This window comes from Kitasatospora sp. NPDC053057, from assembly GCF_044546945.1.
Classification (GTDB): domain Bacteria; phylum Actinomycetota; class Actinomycetes; order Streptomycetales; family Streptomycetaceae; genus Kitasatospora.
Genome location: NZ_JBITZP010000015.1, coordinates 12,674 through 32,821, shown reverse-complemented (window position 1 = coordinate 32,821; position 20,148 = coordinate 12,674). Strand labels below are relative to the sequence as shown.

The 20,148-nt window shown below is 72.8% G+C and carries 13 protein-coding genes; 5 read left to right on the top strand and 8 right to left on the bottom strand.

Annotation, left to right across the window (positions count from 1 at the left end; all coding sequences use genetic code 11):
* Nucleotides 1–7: 7 nt before the first annotated feature.
* Both ACIG5E_RS17705 and ACIG5E_RS17700 read right to left on the bottom strand, forming a co-directional pair.
* Nucleotides 8–3,034, bottom strand: a complete 3,027-nt coding sequence (locus tag ACIG5E_RS17705) for a bifunctional [glutamine synthetase] adenylyltransferase/[glutamine synthetase]-adenylyl-L-tyrosine phosphorylase (RefSeq protein WP_396534343.1) — start codon at nucleotides 3,032–3,034, stop codon at nucleotides 8–10.
* A gap of 112 nt (nucleotides 3,035–3,146) precedes the next feature.
* Nucleotides 3,147–4,373, bottom strand: a complete 1,227-nt coding sequence (locus ACIG5E_RS17700) for a glycosyltransferase (RefSeq protein WP_396534342.1) — start codon at nucleotides 4,371–4,373, stop codon at nucleotides 3,147–3,149.
* A 335-nt stretch (nucleotides 4,374–4,708) separates the two neighbouring features.
* On the opposite strand from ACIG5E_RS17700, the gene ACIG5E_RS17695 reads away from it, so the two are divergent.
* Nucleotides 4,709–5,512: a beta-glucanase gene (locus tag ACIG5E_RS17695; protein ID WP_396534341.1), complete on the top strand. Its 804-nt coding sequence runs from the start codon at nucleotides 4,709–4,711 to the stop codon at nucleotides 5,510–5,512.
* 24 nt (nucleotides 5,513–5,536) lie between these two features.
* On the opposite strand, the gene ACIG5E_RS17690 is transcribed toward ACIG5E_RS17695, so the two are convergent.
* Together ACIG5E_RS17690 and glnA are read right to left on the bottom strand one after the other, a co-directional pair.
* Complete coding sequence (locus tag ACIG5E_RS17690; protein ID WP_396534340.1) at nucleotides 5,537–6,244, bottom strand: class E sortase; 708 nt, start codon at nucleotides 6,242–6,244, stop codon at nucleotides 5,537–5,539.
* Between the two features lie 186 nt (nucleotides 6,245–6,430).
* Complete coding sequence (gene glnA / locus ACIG5E_RS17685; protein WP_380419757.1) at nucleotides 6,431–7,792, bottom strand: type I glutamate--ammonia ligase; 1,362 nt, start codon at nucleotides 7,790–7,792, stop codon at nucleotides 6,431–6,433.
* A gap of 175 nt (nucleotides 7,793–7,967) precedes the next feature.
* On the opposite strand from glnA, the gene ACIG5E_RS17680 reads away from it, so the two are divergent.
* Nucleotides 7,968–9,722: an NAD+ synthase gene (locus tag ACIG5E_RS17680; RefSeq protein ID WP_396534339.1), complete on the top strand. Its 1,755-nt coding sequence runs from the start codon at nucleotides 7,968–7,970 to the stop codon at nucleotides 9,720–9,722.
* A 1-nt stretch (nucleotide 9,723) separates the two neighbouring features.
* On the opposite strand, the gene ACIG5E_RS17675 is transcribed toward ACIG5E_RS17680, so the two are convergent.
* The 3 genes from ACIG5E_RS17675 to ACIG5E_RS17665 form a co-directional block, all read right to left on the bottom strand.
* Nucleotides 9,724–10,770, bottom strand: coding sequence for an endonuclease/exonuclease/phosphatase family protein (locus tag ACIG5E_RS17675; RefSeq protein ID WP_396534338.1), 1,047 nt, complete (start codon nucleotides 10,768–10,770; stop codon nucleotides 9,724–9,726).
* 233 nt (nucleotides 10,771–11,003) lie between these two features.
* Nucleotides 11,004–11,633 carry a TetR/AcrR family transcriptional regulator gene (locus tag ACIG5E_RS17670; protein WP_396534337.1) on the bottom strand — a complete coding sequence of 210 codons (630 nt, stop codon included), beginning with the start codon at nucleotides 11,631–11,633 and terminating at the stop codon, nucleotides 11,004–11,006.
* Between the two features lie 186 nt (nucleotides 11,634–11,819).
* Complete coding sequence (locus ACIG5E_RS17665; protein ID WP_396534336.1) at nucleotides 11,820–13,451, bottom strand: DHA2 family efflux MFS transporter permease subunit; 1,632 nt, start codon at nucleotides 13,449–13,451, stop codon at nucleotides 11,820–11,822.
* A gap of 278 nt (nucleotides 13,452–13,729) precedes the next feature.
* Here ACIG5E_RS17665 and panB point away from each other — a divergent pair, with 278 nt between their 5' ends.
* The 3 genes from panB (at nucleotide 13,730) to ACIG5E_RS17650 (ending at nucleotide 16,573) form a co-directional block, all read left to right on the top strand.
* Complete coding sequence (panB, locus tag ACIG5E_RS17660) at nucleotides 13,730–14,599, top strand: 3-methyl-2-oxobutanoate hydroxymethyltransferase (protein WP_396534335.1); 870 nt, start codon at nucleotides 13,730–13,732, stop codon at nucleotides 14,597–14,599.
* Nucleotides 14,600–14,729: 130 nt separating this feature from the next.
* A complete protein-coding gene (locus ACIG5E_RS17655; protein ID WP_396534334.1) occupies nucleotides 14,730–15,755 on the top strand; it encodes an ATP-binding cassette domain-containing protein in 1,026 nt (341 codons plus the stop codon).
* Nucleotides 15,752–16,573, top strand: a complete 822-nt coding sequence (locus tag ACIG5E_RS17650; RefSeq protein WP_396534333.1) for an ABC transporter permease — start codon at nucleotides 15,752–15,754, stop codon at nucleotides 16,571–16,573. Before ACIG5E_RS17655 ends, ACIG5E_RS17650 begins: the two co-directional genes overlap by 4 nt.
* Nucleotides 16,574–16,709: 136 nt before the next feature.
* Here the strand turns inward: ACIG5E_RS17650 and ACIG5E_RS17645 are convergent, their stop codons facing one another.
* The gene (locus ACIG5E_RS17645) at nucleotides 16,710–20,105 is read right to left on the bottom strand and encodes an AfsR/SARP family transcriptional regulator (RefSeq protein ID WP_396534332.1); all 3,396 of its coding nucleotides are present in this window, start codon (nucleotides 20,103–20,105) and stop codon (nucleotides 16,710–16,712) included.
* Nucleotides 20,106–20,148 lie beyond the last annotated feature (43 nt).

Genomic DNA, 20,148 nt, shown 5'->3' with positions numbered 1-20,148 from the left:
TGGGCACTCAGCCGGCCCCGTAGAACAGCCGGTCCACCACCGCCCGGGCCCGCCGGGTGGTGCGCCGGTAGTCGTCCACCAGCTCCCCGCTGTGCCCGGCGCCGTACCCGAGGTAGCGGGCCACCCCGCTCAGCTCCCGGGCGTCCCCCGGGAAGCTGTCCCCCGGCCGCCCGCGCACCAGCATCACCGCCGAGCGCACCCGGGAGGCCAGCACCCACGCCGCTTCCAGCACCTCCGCGTCGGCCGGCTCCACCAGTCCGGCCCCGGCGGCGGCCGCCAGCGCGGCCCTGGTCCGGGTGGTGCGCAGGGCCGGCAACTCGTGCCCGTGCTGGAGCTGGAGCAGCTGCACCGTCCACTCCACGTCCGCCAGCCCGCCCCGGCCGATCTTGGTGTGGGTGGTCGGGTCGGCGCCGCGCGGCAGCCGCTCGGCCTCGATCCGCGCCTTGATCCGGCGGATCTCCATCAGGTCCCGCTCCGGCACCCCGGCCCCCGGGTAGCGCAGCGGGTCGATCAGCTGCCGGAACCGAGCGCCCAGCGCCTCGTCCCCGGCGACCGGCTCGGCCCGCAGCAGCGCCTGGCTCTCCCAGGCGTGCGACCAGCGCCGGTAGTAGGCGGCGTACGAGGCCAGGGTGCGCACCAGCGGGCCGCTGCGCCCCTCCGGCCGTAGGTCGGCGTCGACCAGCAGCGGCGGCTCGGTGGACGGCGCGGCCAGCAGGGTGCGCAGCTCGTTGCAGACCGCCTGGGCCGCCCTGGCCGCCTCCTGCTCCAGCGAGCCGAGCAGCGGCTCGTGGACGAAGAGCACGTCGGCGTCCGAGCCGTAGCCCAGCTCGTGCCCGCCGAAGCGGCCCATCGCGATCACCGCGATCCGGGTCGGCAGGTCCCCGTGCTCGGCCTCCCAGCCGGCGATGCAGGCGCGCAGCGCCCCGTGGAGCGTGGCGGCGTTGAGCGCGGTCAGCGCCTCCCCAGCGGTGTCCAGCGCCTCGGCCGGGTCCTCGCCGAGCCGGCCGAGCACGTCCGCGGCGGCGGTGCGGAACAGCTCCCGGCGGCGCACCGAGCGGGCGGCGGCCACGGCGGCGGCGGTGGACCCGGCCCGGCCGACGGCGGCCAGTATCTCCGACTGCAGCGCCGCCCGGCCGCGCGGTACCAGGCCCTGCGGGTCGCCCAGCATGGCCACCGCCTCGGGGGCGCGCAGCAGCAGGTCGGGGGCGAGCCGGCCGGCCGACAGCACCCGGGCCAGCTGCTCGGCGGCGGCGCTCTCGTCCCGCAGCAGCCGCAGGTACCAGGGGGTGCGGCCGAGCGCGTCGGAGACCTGGCGGAAGTTGAGCAGCCCGGCGTCCGGGTCGGCGGACTCGGCGAACCAGCCGAGCAGCACCGGCAGCAGGGTGCGCTGGATCGCGGCCTTGCGGCTCACTCCGGAGGCGAGCGCGCTGATGTGGCGCAGCGCGGCGGCCGGGTCGGCGTAGCCGAGCGCCTCCAGCCGGGCCCGGGCCGCGTCCGGGGTCAACCCGGCGGCGCCGGGCGGCAGTTCGGCGACGGCGTCGAGCAGCGGGCGGTAGAACAGCTTCTCGTGCAGCCGCCGGACCTCCACCGCGTGCCGCTTCCACTCGCGTTGCAGCGCGGCCACCGGGTCGGAGCGGGTGTCGTCGTTGATCAGCGGAGCGAGCGAGCGGGCGAGGCGGCGCTGGTCCTCCTCGGCGGTGGGCATCAGGTGGGTGCGGCGCAGCCGGTGCAGCTGGATGCGGTGCTCCAGCGAGCGCAGGAAGCGGTACGCGGCGTCCAGCGAGGCGGCGTCCGCCCGGCCGACGTACCCGCCGCGGGAGAGCGCGGCCAGCGCCTCCAGGGTGTTGCCGCTGCGCAGCGCCGGGTCGGTGCGGCCGTGCACCAGCTGGAGCAGCTGGACGGAGAACTCCACGTCGCGCAGGCCGCCCGGGCCCAGCTTGAGCTGGCGGTCCAGTTCGGGGGCCGGGATGGAGTCGACCACCCGGCGGCGCATCTGCTGCACGTCGGTGACGAAGTTCTCCCGGGCGGCGGCCTGCCAGACCATCGGGGCGAGCGCCTCGACGTACGCGGCGCCGAGCTCGGCGTCCCCGGCGACCGGGCGGGCCTTGAGCAGCGCCTGGAACTCCCAGGTCTTGGCCCAGCGCTGGTAGTAGGCGAGGTGGCTGGCCAGGGTGCGCACCAGCGGGCCGTTGCGGCCCTCGGGGCGCAGGTTGGCGTCCACCGGCCAGATGGTGCCCTCGCCGGTGGTGTCCGAGCAGAGCCGGGTGAGCGCGGCGGCCAGCCGGGTGGCGGCCTTGACCGCCTCGTGCTCGTCCACGCCCTCGCGCGGCTCGGCGACGAAGATGACGTCCACGTCCGAGACGTAGTTGAGTTCGCGGCCGCCGCACTTGCCCATGCCGATCACCGCGAGCCGGCAGGCCGCGGCGGCCTCCGGGTCCTGCTCGGCGGCGAGGTCCAGGGCGGTCTGCAGGGTGGCGCCGGCCAGGTCGGCGAGTTCGGCGGCGGTCTGGGCGAGGTCGGTGGTGCCGGTCAGGTCGCGGGCGGCGATGGCCAGCAGGCAGCGGCGGTAGGCGACCCGCAGCGCGTTCGCGGGGCTGAGGGCGCCGTTCTTGACGCCCTCGGCGAGGGCGCGGCGGAAGTCCTCCGGACCGGGGTGCATGTCGCGCAGTTCGAAGGTGACCAGCGCGTGCCAGTCGTGCGGGTGCCGGGCCAGGTGGTCGCCGAGCGCGGTGGAGACGCCGAGCACGCCGAGCAGCCGGTCGCGCAGCGGCTTGGAGGTGGTGAGGGTGTCGCGCAGGGTGTGCCGCTCGGGCTCGTCGGCGGCTTCCAGCAGCCGGGCCAGGCCCAGCAGCGCGAGGTCGGGGTCGGCGGTGGCGCCGAGTGCGTCCAGCAGCACCGGGTCGTCGGCCAGGCCCTCCAGGCCGGGGCCGTCCAGCAGCCGCACCGCCTTCGCGGGATCGGTGAACCCGCGCCGGACCAGCCTGTTCTCGGGCCGGCTGACCCGGCTTCCGGCCCGCTGTTCCTCCACCGCCATCGCTCTCCCGGCACGCCCAGTGGCCCGCGCCGTCACGCGGTCCTGGTCCTACCTTCCCAGGAGCTGGTCCGCCCGCGCCACGGGGCCCGTGGCGCGGACGGTCGTTCCGGTGTCAGGCCCGCTCCGGCATCCGGTTCACCAGGTGCCAGAGCAGGGCCGACAGGAGCACCGAAACGGTCGCGGCGGCGCCCGTCAGGAACAGGGCTTCCCGGTCGAGCACACTGCCGGAGAGCGCGCCGACGAGGCCCGCGCCCGCACCCGTCAGGGCGAGGACGAGCCGCCGCCGTGCCGACATCCGGGTGATCTCGACCCGGCGCCCGTGGCGGCCCGTCCAGGACGTCAGATGTCGGCCCAGAACCCATTCCCGGAACATCACCCAGAGGGAGACGACGGTGCCCATGGTGCCCACGACGAGATACGCCGGATAGCAGGTGAGCGTCCGCCGGATCCCGATTTGCAGGGTGGCCGTCCCGAAAGTCAGCACCACCATCATCAGGAACCACAGGCCCATCCACCGAAATGCGTCGAAATGGGTGAACCTGGTGGCCAGCTGATAAAGCAGCGAGACGTATCCGGAAGCCATCAGGACGCTGTCCACGAGCATCGCACCGAATACCCGGGTAAAGCCCCAGCTACGGAAGAACAGACTGCGGTGCTTGTACAGCGCCTGCGCCCAGCCGGCCGCCCACCGATGGGTCTGCGCCCAGTAGACGGACCAGCTGCCCGGATCCCGGACGCACACGTACGCGCCGGGCACGAACCCCGCCTTCCGCCCGGCGCTGTTCATCTTGAGCGCCAGTTCGACGTCCTCGCAGAGGCTGTCGGTGGACCAGCCGCCGACCGCCCGGACCGCCTCCGTGCGGTACACGCCCGCACAGCCGGAGAGCACGGCGACCCAGCCGTGCCACGACTCGACCGTCCGGGACATCCGGTGGGCCGCCGCCCACTCGATCACGCGCGAACGCTGGAACACGCCTTTCACGCTGTGCGGCGTGACCGACATGCAGACGCCGCCATAGTCCTTGGCGCGGATCCGCTCCAGGCACATCTCCAGCTCCCGGCCGGAGGCGAAGTAGCCGTCCGCGTCGAGCAGGGCGACGAACTCGGTGGTCACCTCCGCGAGGGCGACGTTGAGCGACTCCGGCTTGCTCCTGCGGTCCACCTCCAGCACCTCGGCGCCGCACCGCCGGGCGATCGCCGCCGTGTCGTCGGTACAGGAGTCCGCGAGGACCAGCACGGTGCGCGGCCGTGCCGTCTGGTCGAAGGCGGACTTCACCGCATCCGCGATGAAGTCCGCCTCGTTGTGTGCCGGGATCAGCACGGTCAGTGATTCGGTCACCGCCGGGCGAACCACTTCACGGCCGCGCCGATCGCGGCGGCGGCGCCGCCGGTCGCGAGTAGCGCCAGCGAAGCGACGCCGGTGTGAGCGAGTCCGTACATAACTGTTCCTCACTGACTGTCCGAAATTGCCGTTCGGTGAATTCATGCGGAATTCGAAGGAATTCGCTGGCATCGGGCCACCGCCATAACCCGCATGTCTTCTATCACGAACCGGTCGACCGGTGTCCTTAACACGCCAATCCGGACCTCGCCAGTCGACGTATCCGCCCGGAATTCATCCGGGCGGCTCCGCCCGTGGCGCGGACGAACCACTCGGCGTGGATCGTGAACGGCATGGCTATTCGATTGCTGCTGGCGATGGCGATGGCGGTGACGACCGCCGCGACGTCGGCCGCCGTTCCCGCCGCGGCCGCACCCGCGGCTCCGCGCTCGAAGGACACCACCGTCCTGCTGGACCGGTTCTCCACGCTAGACCTGGGACCGGGCCGACGGTGGGGGTGGCAGACCGCCGCGTACGCCGGCTGCACCGAGAATCCCAACAGTTGGAAACTCGACCGGCTGACCACCGACGCGCTGAGCACGGCCGACGGGCACCTGACCATCACCGCCCGCCACCGCGCGGACGGCAACTGGGACACCGGGCTGCTGACCACCGGCGACTCCTGCGATTCCGGCGGTAGCGGATTCCAGCTCCGCACCGGCGACCTGGTGGTGGTGCACGTCCGGCTGCCCGCCGCGGGCACCGCCGCCTGGCCCTGTCTGTGGACCTGGCGGGACGGCGGCAACGAGCTCGACCTGTTCGAGTGGTACGCCGACCACCCGGACCGGATCGAGTTCGTCAACCACGTGCGCGAGAACAGCACCCTCTACTCCGGCCCGGACATCGGCCCCGAGCAGTGGGTGTACGTGGCCGTCAGGCTCGGTGCCGACGACGACACCTGGTACGTCGGACCGTCCCGGGAGCAGCTGACCCCGGTGTGGTCCGACGGGACGGGCGTCGGGCCGGACTTCTCCGCCTATCTGATTCTCAACCTCTCGATAGGCGACGGGACGTTCCACGACCCGCCGTCCCGCACCGACCCGGTCACCATGGAGGTCGACCTGCTGAGCGTCGAACGCCCCGGGCAGGGGCACTGACCGTGCGGTCCGGGCGGGCGCCGCTCAGCGCAGCTCCACCGGCGGCACCCGCCCCGGCGCCATCGCCTCCTCCCGGACCAGGCTCCCCCAGACCACCAGCCGGTACAGCGAGGTGTACGCGGGTGTGCACGTCGTCAGCGTGATGTAGCGCCCCGGCGACCGGTACGGCGAACCGGTGGGGACGGGCGCGATCACGCCCACGTCGTCCGGGGAGGTCTCCGGCAGCACGCCGTCGACCCGGTACACGTACCACCGGTCCCTGGTCTCGACCACCACGGCGTCGCCCGGGCCGACCTGGTCCAGGTCGTGGAACTTCGCGCCGTGGCCGTCGCGGTGCGCCGCGAGGGCGAAGTTACCCTCGCCCTCCCATGGCGGAACCGAGCGGTATGGCACGGTGTACGCGCCGGCCACGCCCTCCGCCAGGGTCGACTCGTCCGTACCGGGTCTGATCAGCACCTGGTAGTCCCGGCCCATGGCGGGCACGTGCAGGAAGCCGAGGTCGCCCCGGCCCAGCCCGCCCACCGGCGCCGGGGACTCCGCCGCCGGCGGCGCGGCGGCCGACCAGCTGTCGCGCAGCCGCCCGGCGGCGCGGTCCGCCGCCCGGTCCGACACCACGTTGCTCCACCAGAGCACGTACACCGCGAAGAGCACCACCAGCAGACCGAACGTCAACAGCACGTCCCCGACGCACCGGGCCGCCGCCCGCACCACCACGACCCGCCGCTGCGCCATCCCGGGCTCCCCTCGCCACCACCGAACCGGCCGCCACTCCAGCGCCCCGTCGCACCCGACCGCAAGCGGACACACTCCGGGGCGACGCCCGTCCCCCGAACGCAGTAACGCCGGATACCGCCGCCGGGAACGCGAAGAGGCCCGCCCGACGGCCGTCGCCGGGCGGACCTCCGGTGGAACCCGTGCCTACAGCACCTGGAGGTTCTTGCGCAGCTCGAACGGGGTGACCTCGGAGCGGTACTCCTCCCACTCCTGGCGCTTGTTGCGCAGGAAGAAGTCGAAGACGTGCTCGCCCAGGGTCTCGGCGACCAGTTCGCTGCGCTGCATCAGGTCGATGGCCTCGCCGAGGTTCTGCGGCATCGGCTGGATGCCGAGGGCGCGGCGCTCGGAGTCGGACAGGGCCCACACGTCGTCGTCGGCGCCGGGCGGGAGCTCGTAGCCCTCCTCGATGCCCTTGAGGCCGGCCGCGAGGGTGACGGCGTAGGCGAGGTAGGGGTTGCAGCCGGTGTCCAGGGAGCGGACCTCGATCCGGGTGGAGCCCTGCTTGCCCGGCTTGTACATCGGCACCCGGATCAGCGCCGAGCGGTTGTTGTGGCCCCAGCAGATGTACGAGGGGGCCTCGCCGCCGGCTCCGGCGGTGCGCTGGGAACCGCCCCAGATGCGCTTGTAGGAGTTCACCCACTGGTTGGTGACGGCGGCCGTCTCGGCGGCGTGCCGCAGCAGGCCGGCGATGAAGGACCTGCCGACCTTGGAGAGCTGGTACTCGGCGCCGGACTCGTGGAAGGCGTTGCGGTCGCCCTCGAACAGCGAGACGTGGGTGTGCATGCCGCTGCCGGGGTGCTCGGAGAACGGCTTGGGCATGAAGCTGGCGTGCACGCCCTGCTCCAGCGCGACCTCCTTCATGACCAGCCGGAAGGTCATGATGTTGTCGGCGGTGGACAGCGCGTCCGCGTAGCGCAGGTCGATCTCCTGCTGGCCGGGAGCGCCCTCGTGGTGCGAGAACTCGACCGAGATGCCCATCGACTCCAGCATGGTGATCGCCTGGCGGCGGAAGTCGTGGCCCACCCCGCGCGGGGTGTGGTCGAAGTAGCCGGACTGGTCGGCCGGGATCGGCGCGGTGCCGTCGCCGGGCAGGTTCTTCAGCAGGAAGAACTCGATCTCGGGGTGGGTGTAGAAGGTGAAGCCCAGGTCGGAGGCCTTCTCCAGGGTGCGCTTGAGCACGAACCGGGGGTCGGCGTAGGAGGGCGAGCCGTCCGGCATCAGGATGTCGCAGAACATCCGCGCGGTGCCCGGGGTCTCCGAGCGCCACGGCAGGATCTGGAAGGTGGTCGGATCCGGCTTGGCGATCATGTCGGACTCGTACACCCGGGCGAAGCCCTCGATCGCCGAGCCGTCGAACCCGATGCCCTCCTCGAAGGCCTGCTCCAACTCGGCCGGCGCCACCGCGACCGACTTCAGGAACCCGAGCACATCGGTGAACCACAGCCGGACGAACCGGATGTCACGCTCTTCGAGCGTCCGAAGCACGAACTGCTGCTGCTTGCCCATGGGGACAGTCTCACCTCTGCTCTTTACGCTCGTGTTACGCCCGGGAGGCCCCCGAAAGACCCCGCGGAGCGATTGCCCCCATCATGGCCGATCACCGGGCGCCGCGGCAGGCCCGACCCCCCTCGGGCTCGCCCTCGCAGCACATTGCGTCAGTTAGACGATTACACTTCGAGGCATGCCCAATCTCCGTGTCGCCCTGTGCCAGATCGACCCCTGGGTCGGTGACCTCGCCCGCAACGGCGATGAGGTGGTGCGCTGGACGAAGCAGGCCGTGGAGGCCGGCGCCCAGCTGATCGCGTTCCCCGAGATGGCCCTGACCGGGTACCCGGTCGAGGACCTCGCACTGCGCCGCTCCTTCGTCGAGGCCTCGCGCGGCGCCCTGGTCGAGCTGGCGGGCCGGCTGGCCGACGACGGGCTGGGCGGGGTGCCGGTGGTGGTCGGCTACCTCGGGCGCTCCGAGCACGCCTCGCCGCGGTTCGGCCGGCCCGCCGGGTCGCCGCAGAACTGCGCCGCGGTGCTGTACCGGGGCGAGGTGGTCACCCGCTTCGCCAAGCACCACCTGCCCAACTACGGCGTCTTCGACGAGTTCCGCTGGTTCGTCCCCGGCGACCAGCTGCCGGTGCTGCGGCTGCACGGGGTGGACGTCGCGCTGGCGATCTGCGAGGACATCTGGCAGGACGGCGGCCGGGTCACCGCCGCCCGGGAGGCCGGGGCCGGGCTGCTGCTGGCGGTCAACGGCTCGCCGTACGAGCGGAACAAGGACGACCAGCGGCTGGAGCTGGTGCGGCGCCGCGCGGTCGAGGCGGGCTGCGCCCTGGCGTACGTCAACATGGTCGGCGGCCAGGACGAGTTGGTCTTCGACGGCGACTCGATCGTGGTCGACGCGGAGGGCCGGGTCCTGGCCCGTTCCCCGCAGTTCGAGGAGCACCTGCTGGTGCTGGACCTCGACCTTCCGGCCGCGAGCAGCGACCACACCGACGGCCTGCTGCTGAGCGACGGGTTGCACCTGGTCCGCACCGAGCTCGGCGACGAACCGTCACCGGCCCCCGCCGGGAGGCTCACCGCCGACATCGCGCCGCGGCTGTCCGACGAGGCCGAGATCTGGGCCGCGCTGGTCTCCGGCACCCGGGCGTACGTGGTCAAGAACGGCTTCCGGTCGGTGCTGATCGGCCTCTCCGGCGGCATCGACTCGGCGCTGGTGGCCGCCATCGCGGTGGACGCGGTCGGCGCCGACAACGTGCACTGCGTCTCGATGCCGAGCCGCTACTCCTCCCAGCACTCCCGGGACGACGCGGCCGAACTGGCCCGCCGCACCGGTCTGCACTTCCGGACCGTCTCGATCGCCCCGATGTTCGACGCCTACCTGAGCGCCACCGAACTGACCGGGCTGGCCGAGGAGAACCTGCAGTCCCGGCTGCGCGGCACCCTGCTGATGGCGATCTCCAACCAGGAGGGGCACATCGTGCTCGCGCCCGGCAACAAGAGCGAGCTGGCGGTCGGCTACTCGACCCTGTACGGCGACTCGGTGGGCGCGTACGGCCCGATCAAGGACGTCTACAAGTCGCTGATCTTCCGCCTCGCCCACTGGCGCAACCAGGAGGCCGAGCGGCGCGGCGAGGTGCCGCCGATCCCGGAGAACACCATCACCAAGCCGCCGTCCGCCGAACTGCGGCCGGACCAGGTGGACACCGACTCGCTGCCGGACTACGACCTGCTGGACAGCGTGCTGGACCGCTACATCGAGGGCGACGAGGGCCGGGACGCGATCGTCGCGGCCGGCTTCGACCCGGTGGTGGTGGACCGGGTGGTCCGGCTGGTCGACACCGCCGAGTACAAGCGGCGCCAGTACCCGCCGGGCCCGAAGATCTCGGTCAAGAACTTCGGCCGGGACCGCCGCCTGCCGATCACCAACCGCTGGCGGCGCGGCTGAACTAGGACGAGTACCGGTAGGTGGCGGCCACCGCGAGGTGGTCGCTGCCGTCCCGGGGCAGGGTGCGGGAGTCCACGGGCTTGAGCCCGCCCTTGCTCATGATCTGGTCGATCCGCGCCATCGGGAACGCCGCGGGCCAGCTGAAGCCGAAGCCGTCCCCGGCCGCGCCCTGGGCCGAGCGCATCTGCGAGGTGACCGGCGCCAGGCTGCGGTCGTTCATGGTGCCGTTGAGGTCGCCGAGCAGCAGGACCTTCTTCACCGGCTCGGCCTGGATGGCGTCGCCGAGCGCCTGCGCGCTGACGTCCCGCTGGTGGGCGGTGAAGCCGGCCTCGGCCTTGAGCCGGACGGACGGCAGGTGCGCGACGTACACCGCGACCGGGCCCTGCGGGGTGGCGACCCGGGCCCGGAAGGCCCTGGTCCAGCCGATCTTCAGGTCCACCGGGGAGACCTCACTGATCGGGTACTTCGACCAGAGCCCGACCGTCCCCTCCACCGTGTGGTACGGGTACGCCCCGGCGAGCCCGGTCTCGTACGACCGCAGCTGGTTGCCGGCCAGCTCCTGCAGGGCGACGATCTGGGCGTCCGAGGCCACCAGGCCGCGGATGGTGCCGGGCACGTCGGTGTTTCCGGCCTCGACGTTGTGGCTGACCACCGTCCAGTCGCCCTTGCCGCCGCTCTTGTCGGACACCAGCCCGCCGAACAGGTTGACCCACAGCACCGCGGGCAGCAGCAGGGCGAGCAGCGCGGTGGCGGAGCGGCGCAGCAGCGCGGGCACCAGCAGCACCGGGACGGCCAGGCCGACCCAGGGCAGGAAGGTCTCCAGCAGGCTGCCGAGGTTGCCGACGCTGTTCGGCATCTCGGCATGGAAGGCCAGCAGCACGGCGGCGAGCAGGGCCAGCAGGGCGATCAGCAGCCCGCGCCGCCAGGTGCTGCTGCCGCGGGCGTCCCGGCCCCAGTTCCGCAGCCCGAGGAAGCCGCCGGTCAAGTCCGCAGGCGTGCCCGCACCTCCACGGGCGGTGGTCCGCTCGGTGCTGTCCGCCTGCGCCATGCCGTGGCTCCCGTTGCTCGTGCCGTCGCCGGTCCGGTGTCCGGTCCGTGGGGGTACGGGCGCGGCGCCGGACTGGTGCCGGTTTGATCGGATACCCGGCTCAGCCTATGCCGGGACAGACGCGCGGCTCCGGGAGCGGGTTCCGGCGTGGCCCGGTTTGGTGAGCCAGGCCACGCCGGGCACGAAGCACGCGCGAGAAGCGCGCGGACGGGGCAGAGGTCGGAGGACGGACCCTAGCGGGGCGCGATGCCGTCGAGGATGGAGTCGACCAGTTTGCGGGACAGCTCCGGGTCCTCCAGGTCGGAGTCGTCCGACAGGATGCTGCGGTAGAGGATCGGCCCCATCAGCAGGTCGCCGAGCAGCTCCACGTCGAGGTCGTCGCGGATCACGCCCTCGGCGACGGCCTGCCGGATCAGGTGCAACCCGACCTCCCGGCGCGGCTTGACCACCCGCTCCCGGTAGGCGGTGTGCAGCTCGGGCAGGGTCTGCATCTGTCCGAGCGCCGCCTTGAGCACCCAACGGGTGCGCTTGGCCAGGCCGCGGCGGCGGATGTAGTCGACCATCGCGATCAGGTCCTCACGGGCGCCGCCGCCGGTGGGGGCCGGCATCGGCTCCTCCAGTCGGCTGACCACGTCGACCAGCAGGGCCTCCTTGTTGGGCCAGCGCCGGTAGATGGTGGCCTTGCCGACGCCGGCGGCGGTGGCGATGCCCTCGATGGTGAGTTCGGACAGCGTGTTGCCGTCGGCCATCAGGTCCTCGACAGCGGTGAAGATGGCCTGCTCGGCGGCCTCGCTGCGGGGCCGGCCGCGGCGTACCGCCGCGCAGGGCTGCCCGGTGTCGGCGCTCGGCGTGTCCGTCCTCATCCCGGCTGTCTCTCCCTCGCTGGGTCCCGGGCCCGCGGGCGCCGTGGTGTATCGGTCGATCCGGTCCACGGGCGGGATCGCCCCCGCCCTGGGCCGAGGCCCTGCCGGCCGGACGCACCGGCTGACAGGGCCATTGTCGCTCAGTCGACCCGCGGGTCAGACGCCCTCGGGTCGGCCGTCCGCAGGTCAGGCCTCCGCGGCCGCGGCCTCCCGGGCCTGGCCCTGCTGCTCGGGGGCCTGGCCGCCCTGGTCGCCCGGGCCGCCCGGACCGGCCGGGGCCGCGGCGCGGCGCGGCAGCAGGAACCAGGCGACCAGCGCGCCGACCAGCGAGATGCCGACCGAGAGCGAGGCCACCACGTGCATGGCGTGGATGAAGGCGTCGTTCGCCGGGGCGATCAGCGCCTTGCCCTCGCCGTTCGGGATCCGGCCGGCGATGGCCAGGGTGGCCTCCAGTGACTCGCCCGCCTTGTCGCGCAGCCCCTCGGGCACGTGGGTGAGGGTGTCGGACATCCCGTCGCGGTAGACGGTCGAGAGCACCGCGCCGAGCACCGCGACCCCGAGCGAGCCGCCGACCTGGCGGAAGGTGTTGTTGACGGCCGAGCCGGCGCCGGCCTTCTCGCGGGGCAGCGAGCCCATGATCGCGACGGTGACCGGCGGCATGACGTGCGCCATGCCCGTACCCATCACCAGGCCGAGCACGATCAGCACCCAGATCGGCGTGGTCGCGGTCAGCACGGTGTAGCCGACGAAGCCGAGCGCGACCAGCACCATGCCGCCGGCGGCGGTGGCGGCGACGCCGAGGCGCTCGACCACCAGCCGGGCCCGCGGGGCGAACACCAGCTGGCCGACGGCCAGCGGCAGCATCAGCAGACCGGCCTGCAGCGCGCTGTAGCCGCGCACGCTCTGGATGTAGAAGACGCCGAAGAAGGAGACGCCCATCAGCGCGAAGAAGATCACGCCGACCACGGCCACGGAGGCGCTGAACACCTTGTTGCGGAACCAGGTGACGTCCAGCGCGGGGAACGGGATGCGGCGCTCGTACAGGACGAACGCGGCCAGCGCGACCACGCCGAGCAGGGTCGGCCCCCAGGCCGCGAACGCGGTGAAGTCGGCCAGCTCGCCGCCCTTGATGATGCCGTAGATCAGCGCGACCAGGCCGACGATCGACAGCAGCACACCGACCGGGTCGAGCGCGCCCGGATTGGGGTCCTTGGACTCGGGCACCAGGATCGCCATCGCTATCACCGCGACGATCACGATCGGGACGTTGATCAGGAAGACCGAGCCCCACCAGAAGTGCTCGATCAGCACGCCGCCGGTGATCGGGCCGATGGCGATGGCCAGGCCGACCGCGCCGGCCCAGATGCCGATCGCCTTGGGCTGCTCCTCGCGCTCGAAGACGTTCATGATGATCGCCAGCGTGGCGGGCATCGCGAGCGCGGCGCCGACGCCCATCAGGCCGCGGTAGCCGATGAGTTCACCGGGCGAGCCGGACATCGAGGACAGCAGCGAGGCGATGCCGAAGACCACCATGCCGATCAGCAGCGCGAGCTTGCGGCCGAAGCGGTCGCCGAGCAGGCCCGAGGTGAAGAGCAGCCCGGCGAACACCAGGGTGTAGGAGTTGATCGCCCATTCCAGGTCGCTCTGGGTGGCGCCCAGTCCGACCGGGGCGGGGGTCGCGATGGTCTTCATCGCGACGTTGAGGATCGAGTTGTCGAGCACGACGACGAGCAGGGCGAGCACCAGGGTGCACAGGATCGCCCAGCGCCTGCGGTGGATGGCTTCCGGCACGCGAGGTGGCGCGGCTGCGGTGGTCATTGGTCTTCCCGTCCGTGTTGGCGTGGCACTGGCGGGCATTTGCGAGTCGCGGACGTCTCGTAACCCCCCGGAACAGAGTAGCGGCCAATACGATACGAGACGAGTCCGTTTCATAAAAACCGCGGCAAAGCCCGGCGGAGCGCCGGGGCCGGTGTGGCGTGGATCGCACCCAGCCGACGGCACCCCTCTTTGCGCTCACGCCGGGGCGTGCAAGCATGGAGGTGATCCGGGGACGCCGTACGGCGCCACGAGACGACAACCCTTCAGGAGTCCGTTCGATGAACGCTTCTTCGCCTTCGCCTGCCCAGAACCAGGCGGCGAACGCCACCCTCTACGGCGGGGTCACCAACCGCCGCGTCACCGTCCGCGACCTCGCCGCCGCCAAGCAGCGCGGCGAGAAGTGGGCGATGCTCACCGCCTACGACGCCCTCACCGCGGGCGTGTTCGACGAGGCCGGGATCCCCGTCCTGCTGGTCGGCGACTCGGCCGGCAACTGCCACCTCGGCTACGAGACCACCGTGCCGGTGACCATGGATCAGATGGTGATGCTCTCCGCCGCCGTCGTCCGCGGCACCCAGCGCGCCATGATCGTCGCCGACCTGCCGTTCGGCTCCTACCAGGAGTCGCCCGCGCAGGCCATGCACAACGCGGCCCGGCTGATGAAGGAGGCCGGGGTCGGCGCGGTCAAGCTGGAGGGCGGGGAGCGCAGCGCCCGCTCGATCGAGCTGCTGGTCGAGGCTGGCATCCCGGTGATGGCCCACATCGGCCTCACCCCGCAGTCGGTGCACGCCTTCGGCGGCTACCCGGTCCAGGGCCGCGGCGACGAGGCGGCCCACCAGCTGTTGCGCGACGCCAAGGCCGTGCAGCAGGCCGGCGCCTTCTCGGTGGTGCTGGAGGCCGTCCCGGCCGAGCTGGCCGCCCAGGTCACCGAGCAGCTGGCGATCCCGACCGTCGGCATCGGCGGCGGCCCGGAGACCGACGCCCAGGTGCTGGTCTGGACCGACATGGCCGGCATGACGGCCGGCCGGGTGCCCAAGTTCGTCAAGAAGTACGCCGACCTGCGCGGCGTCCTCGGCGAGGCCGCCCGCGAGTTCGCGGCGGACGTCCGCACCGGCGCCTTCCCGGCGGAGGAGCACAGCTTCCACTGACGGTTCCCACGGCCCCGCTCCCCGGTCGGAGCGGGGCCGCTGTCATGCCCGGACGGGCGGTGACAGCGGCCTGACAGTGGCGCCGGGCGTGCGACAGGGGGGTGACAGCCGGGGCGGACAACCTGAAGGCATGACAGGAATCGCCACCGCCCCGAACACGCGGGGAACAGCAGGGAACGCCGTCGAGGTGCACGGCATCGTCAAGCACTTCGGCACCACCAAGGCCCTCGACGGGGTCGACCTCACCGTCCGCGAAGGAACCGTCCTCGCCCTGCTCGGCCCCAACGGCGCCGGCAAGACCACGCTGGTCCGCGTCCTCTCCACGCTGATCAAGCCGGACGCCGGCAGCGCGTTCGTCGGCGGCTACGACGTCCTGCGCCAGCCCAAGCAACTGCGCCGCACGATCGGCCTGACCGGCCAGTACGCCTCCGTGGACGAGCTGCTCTCCGGCTACGAGAACCTCTACCTGATCGGCCGGCTGCTCGACCTCTCCAGCCGCGAGGCCAAGGCCCGGGCCGGCGAGCTGCTGGAGCGCTTCTCGCTCACCGAGGCCGCCAAGCGGACCGCCAAGACCTACTCCGGCGGCATGCGCCGCCGCCTCGACCTGGCCGCCAGCATGATGGGCCGCCCCCGGGTGCTCTACCTGGACGAGCCCACCACCGGCCTGGACCCGCGCACCCGCAACGAGGTCTGGGACGAGGTGCAGCGGATGGTCGCCGAGGGCAGCACCGTCCTGCTGACCACCCAGTACATGGAGGAGGCCGAGCAGCTCGCCGACGGGCTGACCGTCATCGACCGGGGCAAGGTGATCGCCAACGGCGGCGTCGCCGAGCTCAAGGCCAGGGTCGGCGGCCAGATCCTCCAGGTCCGCCCGGCCCACCCGGCCGAGCTGCCCGAGATGGCCCGCTGCCTGCACGAGAGCGGGATCACCTCCGCCACCATCTCCCCCGACGACGGCCTGCTCGCGGTGCCGCTCGTCGACGAGGAGCAGCTCACCGCCGTGATCGGGGTGCTCGGCGGACGCGGCTTCGCGATCGCCGCCATCGACACCAAGGTGCCCAGCCTGGACGAGGTCTTCCTCGCCATCACCGGCAAGCCCACCGCCGGCACGGCCACCGCGCCCGCCGACGCCCTCGTCAAGGAGCCCGTCGCATGACCACCGCCACGCTCACCCCCGCCCGGGTCGACTCCGGGGCCGACACCCGGATCGGCCTGGCCGGCAACCTGCGCCACATCGGCGCGCTGACCCGCCGCAACCTGATGCGGATCAAGGCCGACCCGGAGTCGATGTTCGACGCCGTGCTGATGCCGATCGTCTTCACCCTGCTGTTCGTCTACGTCTTCGGCGGCGCGATCACGGGCGACCAGGACACCTACATCCAACGCCTGGCCCCCGGTCTGCTCGGGCAGACCGGCATGACGCTGGCGCTGGCCGTCGGCACCGGTCTGAACAGCGACTTCCAGACCGGGGTGATGGACCGCTTCCGCACCCTGCCGATCGGACGGGCCTCGGTGCTGCTGTCCAAGCTCGCGGCGGAGTCGCTGCGGGCGCTGCTCTCCTCCGCGATCCTGCTGGGCTTCGCGTTCATCCTCGGCTTCGAGCTGAAGACCGGCGTCCTGGAGCTGCTGGCCGCGGTCGGTCTGTCGCTGGTGTTCGGCATGTCGATCGTCTGGATCTCGATGCTGCTGGGCATGTCGCTGCGCAACCCCCAGGCCGTCCAGGGCGTCTCCATGCTGGTCCTGATGCCGATGCAGTTCGGCAGCTCGATCTTCGCGCCGACCGACACCATGCCGGGCTGGCTGCAGTCCTTCACCAAGGTGAACCCGCTGTCCCAGCTGGCCGACGCCTCCCGCGCGCTGCTCAACGGCGAGGGGGCGGTGGCCCACCCGGTGATGGTCGTGCTGATCTGGTCCGCCGTCTCGACCGCGATCTTCGCCCCGCTCGCGGTGGCCCGCTTCCGCAAGCGGACCTGAGCGAGCCGGGGTGGGACCGGGCGACGACCCGGGACGTACGTCGGCCGGTGGACGGGCCGGTCGGCCGGTGACCAGGGGACGGGCACCGGCCGGCCGAGCCCGCAGCCGTACTCGCGGGCTCGGCCCGGTCCGCGGGCTAGTCGAGTAGCTCCGACAGCACCGCCTGGGTCTGCTCCTGGGTCATCTCCGCGCCCACCGCGTGGGCCGCCTCGAAGGCCTCCTCCCCCAGCAGCCCGCGCAGCGCGACCGTCGACCGTTCGCGCTCCATCCGGTCCAGGAAGCCGCCCTTCGGGCCGTTCAGCCTCTTGTGCGCCCCGATCAGCACCGCCGCCTGCCGGGCGCGCTCCAGGTCGCCGTACCGCTCCGCGAAGGAGCGCAGCACCCCGACCACGGCGGGCACCACCATGACCGTCATCTGCTCGGCGAAACCGCTCGCGGCCGTCATCTCCAGCAGCCGGCGCCGACCCTCGCGCAGCTGGGCGAGGCCCTGCTCGGGCTCGCCGGCCCGGGCCGTGACCCAGCCCCGGGTGCTGTGCAGCAGCCCGCTCACGATGCCCGGCACGAACCCGCCCGCGGTGATCACTTCGAGCTCCTCCAGCCCGGCCAGGGCCTCCCGGTACTCGCCGCGGTGGGCGTGGAGGCCGCAGAGCGTCAGGTGGCCGACCAGCAGGGCGCCGGTGGTGGACTGGTTGAGCCCCGGGGAGTCGATGCCGGCCAGCGCCTCCCGGACGATCCGCTCACCGCGCTCCATGTCCCGCTCCAGCAGGACGCTGCCGAGGTTCACCTTCAGTATCGGCACCTCGTGCGGCGCGCCCAGTTCCTCTGCCAGTCCGATCGCCCGCTCGTACGCGGCGGCGGCGCCCTCGGTGTCGCCCCGGTTGGCCAGCGACTCGCCCCAGGCCGACAGCGCCTGGGACACCCCCCAGAGGTCGCCGGCCTGCTCGAACAGCTCCAGGGAGCGCCGGCCGTCCCGCAGGCTCTGCTCCTCGCCCTCCGGCCAGTCGTTCAGCATCCTGGCCCGGACCTGCAGGGCGAACGCCAGGTCGTTCACGTCGCCGTACCGCTCGCAGCCGCGGACGGCGTCGTCCATCAGGTCCTTCATCAGCTCCAGGCGGCCGGCGAGGAAGGCGCCGAACACCCGCATCAGCGCCGGGAAGCGGTAGGACTGCGGCAGGTCCTCGGTGTAGACGTCCAGCAGCCGCTCGGCAATCCCGACCGCCTCCGGGTCGCCCAGTACGTCCAGGTTCCCCTCGAACAGCCCGATCAGCCGGAATATCGCGAGCAGCCGGCGGGCCTCCTCGACCACCCCCTCGGGCATCGGCACGCCGTACGCCAGCACGTTGCGCTCCAGCGGCACCGGCGGCGGGGCGTCCGGGCCGAACGGGTCCGGGCCGAGCGCGACGATCGCGTTGTACCAGCCGCGGGCCTCCATGCTGTAGCCGCGCAGCGACCAGTACCAGCCCATCCCGAGGCCGAGGACCAGCGCCTGCTCCTCGTCCGCGAGGTCGATCGCGCGGCGCAGCGCGGCCCGGATGTTGTCCTGCTCCCGCTCCAGCACGGCCAGCCAGTGCAGTTGCTGCGGGCCGTGGACGTTCAGGTCGGCGGTGGCGACCATCGCGCGGAAGTGCGCCAGGTGGCGGGCCCCGGTGGCGTCGCGCTCGGCGGCGGACTCGGCGAGGCGCTCGGTGGCGTACTCGTGGATGGTCTCCAGCATCCGGTAGCGCGGCTGGCCGCCGTCATCGGCCAGGTCGGCCACCAACAGGGACTTGTCGGCCAGGGAGAGCAGCAGGTCGGCGACCTCCGGGCCGACCACCTCGGTGCCGTCGGCGCAGACCGCCTCGGCGTCCTCCAGCTGCCAGCCGCCCGCGAACACCGAGAGCCGGCACAGCACCGCCCGCTCCCGCTTGCCCAGCAGGTCCCAGCTCCAGTCGACCACCGCGCGCAGGGTCTGCTGACGCGGCAACAGGGTGCGGCTGCCGGCGGTGAGCAGCGCGAACCGGCCGTCCAGGCGCTCGGCGATCTGGCGGGCCGTCATCACCCGCAGCCGGGCGGCGGCCAGTTCGATGGCCAGCGGCAGGCCGTCCAGGCGGCGGCAGATCTCGGCGCAGGCCTGCGGGTCGCTCTGCGGGTCGAAGCCGGGGCGGGCGGCGGCGGCGCGCTCGGTGAACAGCCGCATGGCCACCGGGTCGGGCAGCGGCTCGACCGGCAGCACCGTCTCGCCGGGCACACCGAGCGGCTCACGGCTGGTGGCGAGCACGGTCAGTCCTGGGCACTCGGCGAGCAGGGTGTCGACGAGGTCGGCGGCGGCCTGTATCAGGTGCTCGCAGTTGTCCAGGACGAGCAGCATCCGGCGGTGGCCGCAGTGCTCGACCAGTCGGCGCACCGGATCCTCGGCGCGCTTCTCGATCACCTCGGTGACCATGCTGCTGCTGTGCAGCACGATCTCGCGCAGGCCCAGGGCGGAGACCACGGCGGCGGGGACGGCCTCCGGGCTCTCCAGCGGGGCGAGTTCGGCCAGCCAGACGCCGTCCGGCCAGTGCCCGGCGGACTGCTCGGCGCGGCCGCCCTCGACCGACAGCCGGGTCTTGCCGGAGCCGCCCGGGCCGGTCAGGGTGACCAGCCGGCGGTCCGCCGCCAGGAGGCGGCGCAGGGTGGCGAGATCGTCCTCCCGGCCGACGAAGCTGGTCAGCCGGCCGCGCAGGTTCCCTGCGGCGCGCGGGAGTTGGAGCCCGGAAGCGGGGGCGGGGGCGGCCGGCTCCGTGGTGACGGGCGGCGCGGACTCAGGCTTCGGCTCGGGTTCCGGCTGCGGCTCCGGTTCCGTGGACTTGAGCAACTCGGCATGGAGCGCCTGGAGTTGCCGGCCGGGATCAGCGCCGAGCTCGTCCGCCAGGGCGCGCCTGGTGCGCTCGTAGTGGCGCAGCGCCTCGGCGGTGCGGCCGCTCTCGTGCAGGGCCCGCAGCATCAGCAGCTGCAGGGGCTCGTCCAGTGGCTGCCGCTCGCACAACTCGGCGAGTTCGGCAACCAGTTCGGCGGCCCGGCCGAGTCCGAGGTCGGCGGTGATCCGGTAGCGGCGGACCTCGTCCCGCTGGGCCTCCAGCCGGGCGGCCGGGCCGGCCCGGTCGGGGAGGTCGGCCAGGGCGGGGCCGCGCCACAGCGCCAGCGCGGCGCGCAGCCGTTCGGCGGCCAGCACGTGGTCGCCGGTGTCGAGGGCACGGCGGCCCTCGGTGCTCAGCCGCTGGAAGTCGGCGAGGTCGGTGGCCGGGCCGGTCAGCCAGTACCCGGCCGGGCCGGAACCGATCCGCTCCCGGCCGATGGTGCGGCGCAGCCGGCCGACCAGGGTCTGCAGTGCGGCGGAGGAGTCCTGCGGCGGCTCGGCTTCCCACACCTCGTCCACCAGCAGGTCGGCCGGGACGGGCCGGCCCTGCCGCAGGGCGAGCGCGGTGAGCAGCGCCCGCAGCCGGGCGCCGCCGAGCGGAACCGGCGTGCCGTCGTCGTGGTGGGCCGTGGTGGTGCCGAGGATGCCGTAGTGCACCGGTCCATTCTGGTCGATCGGCCGGAGTCCGGGCGCACAATTG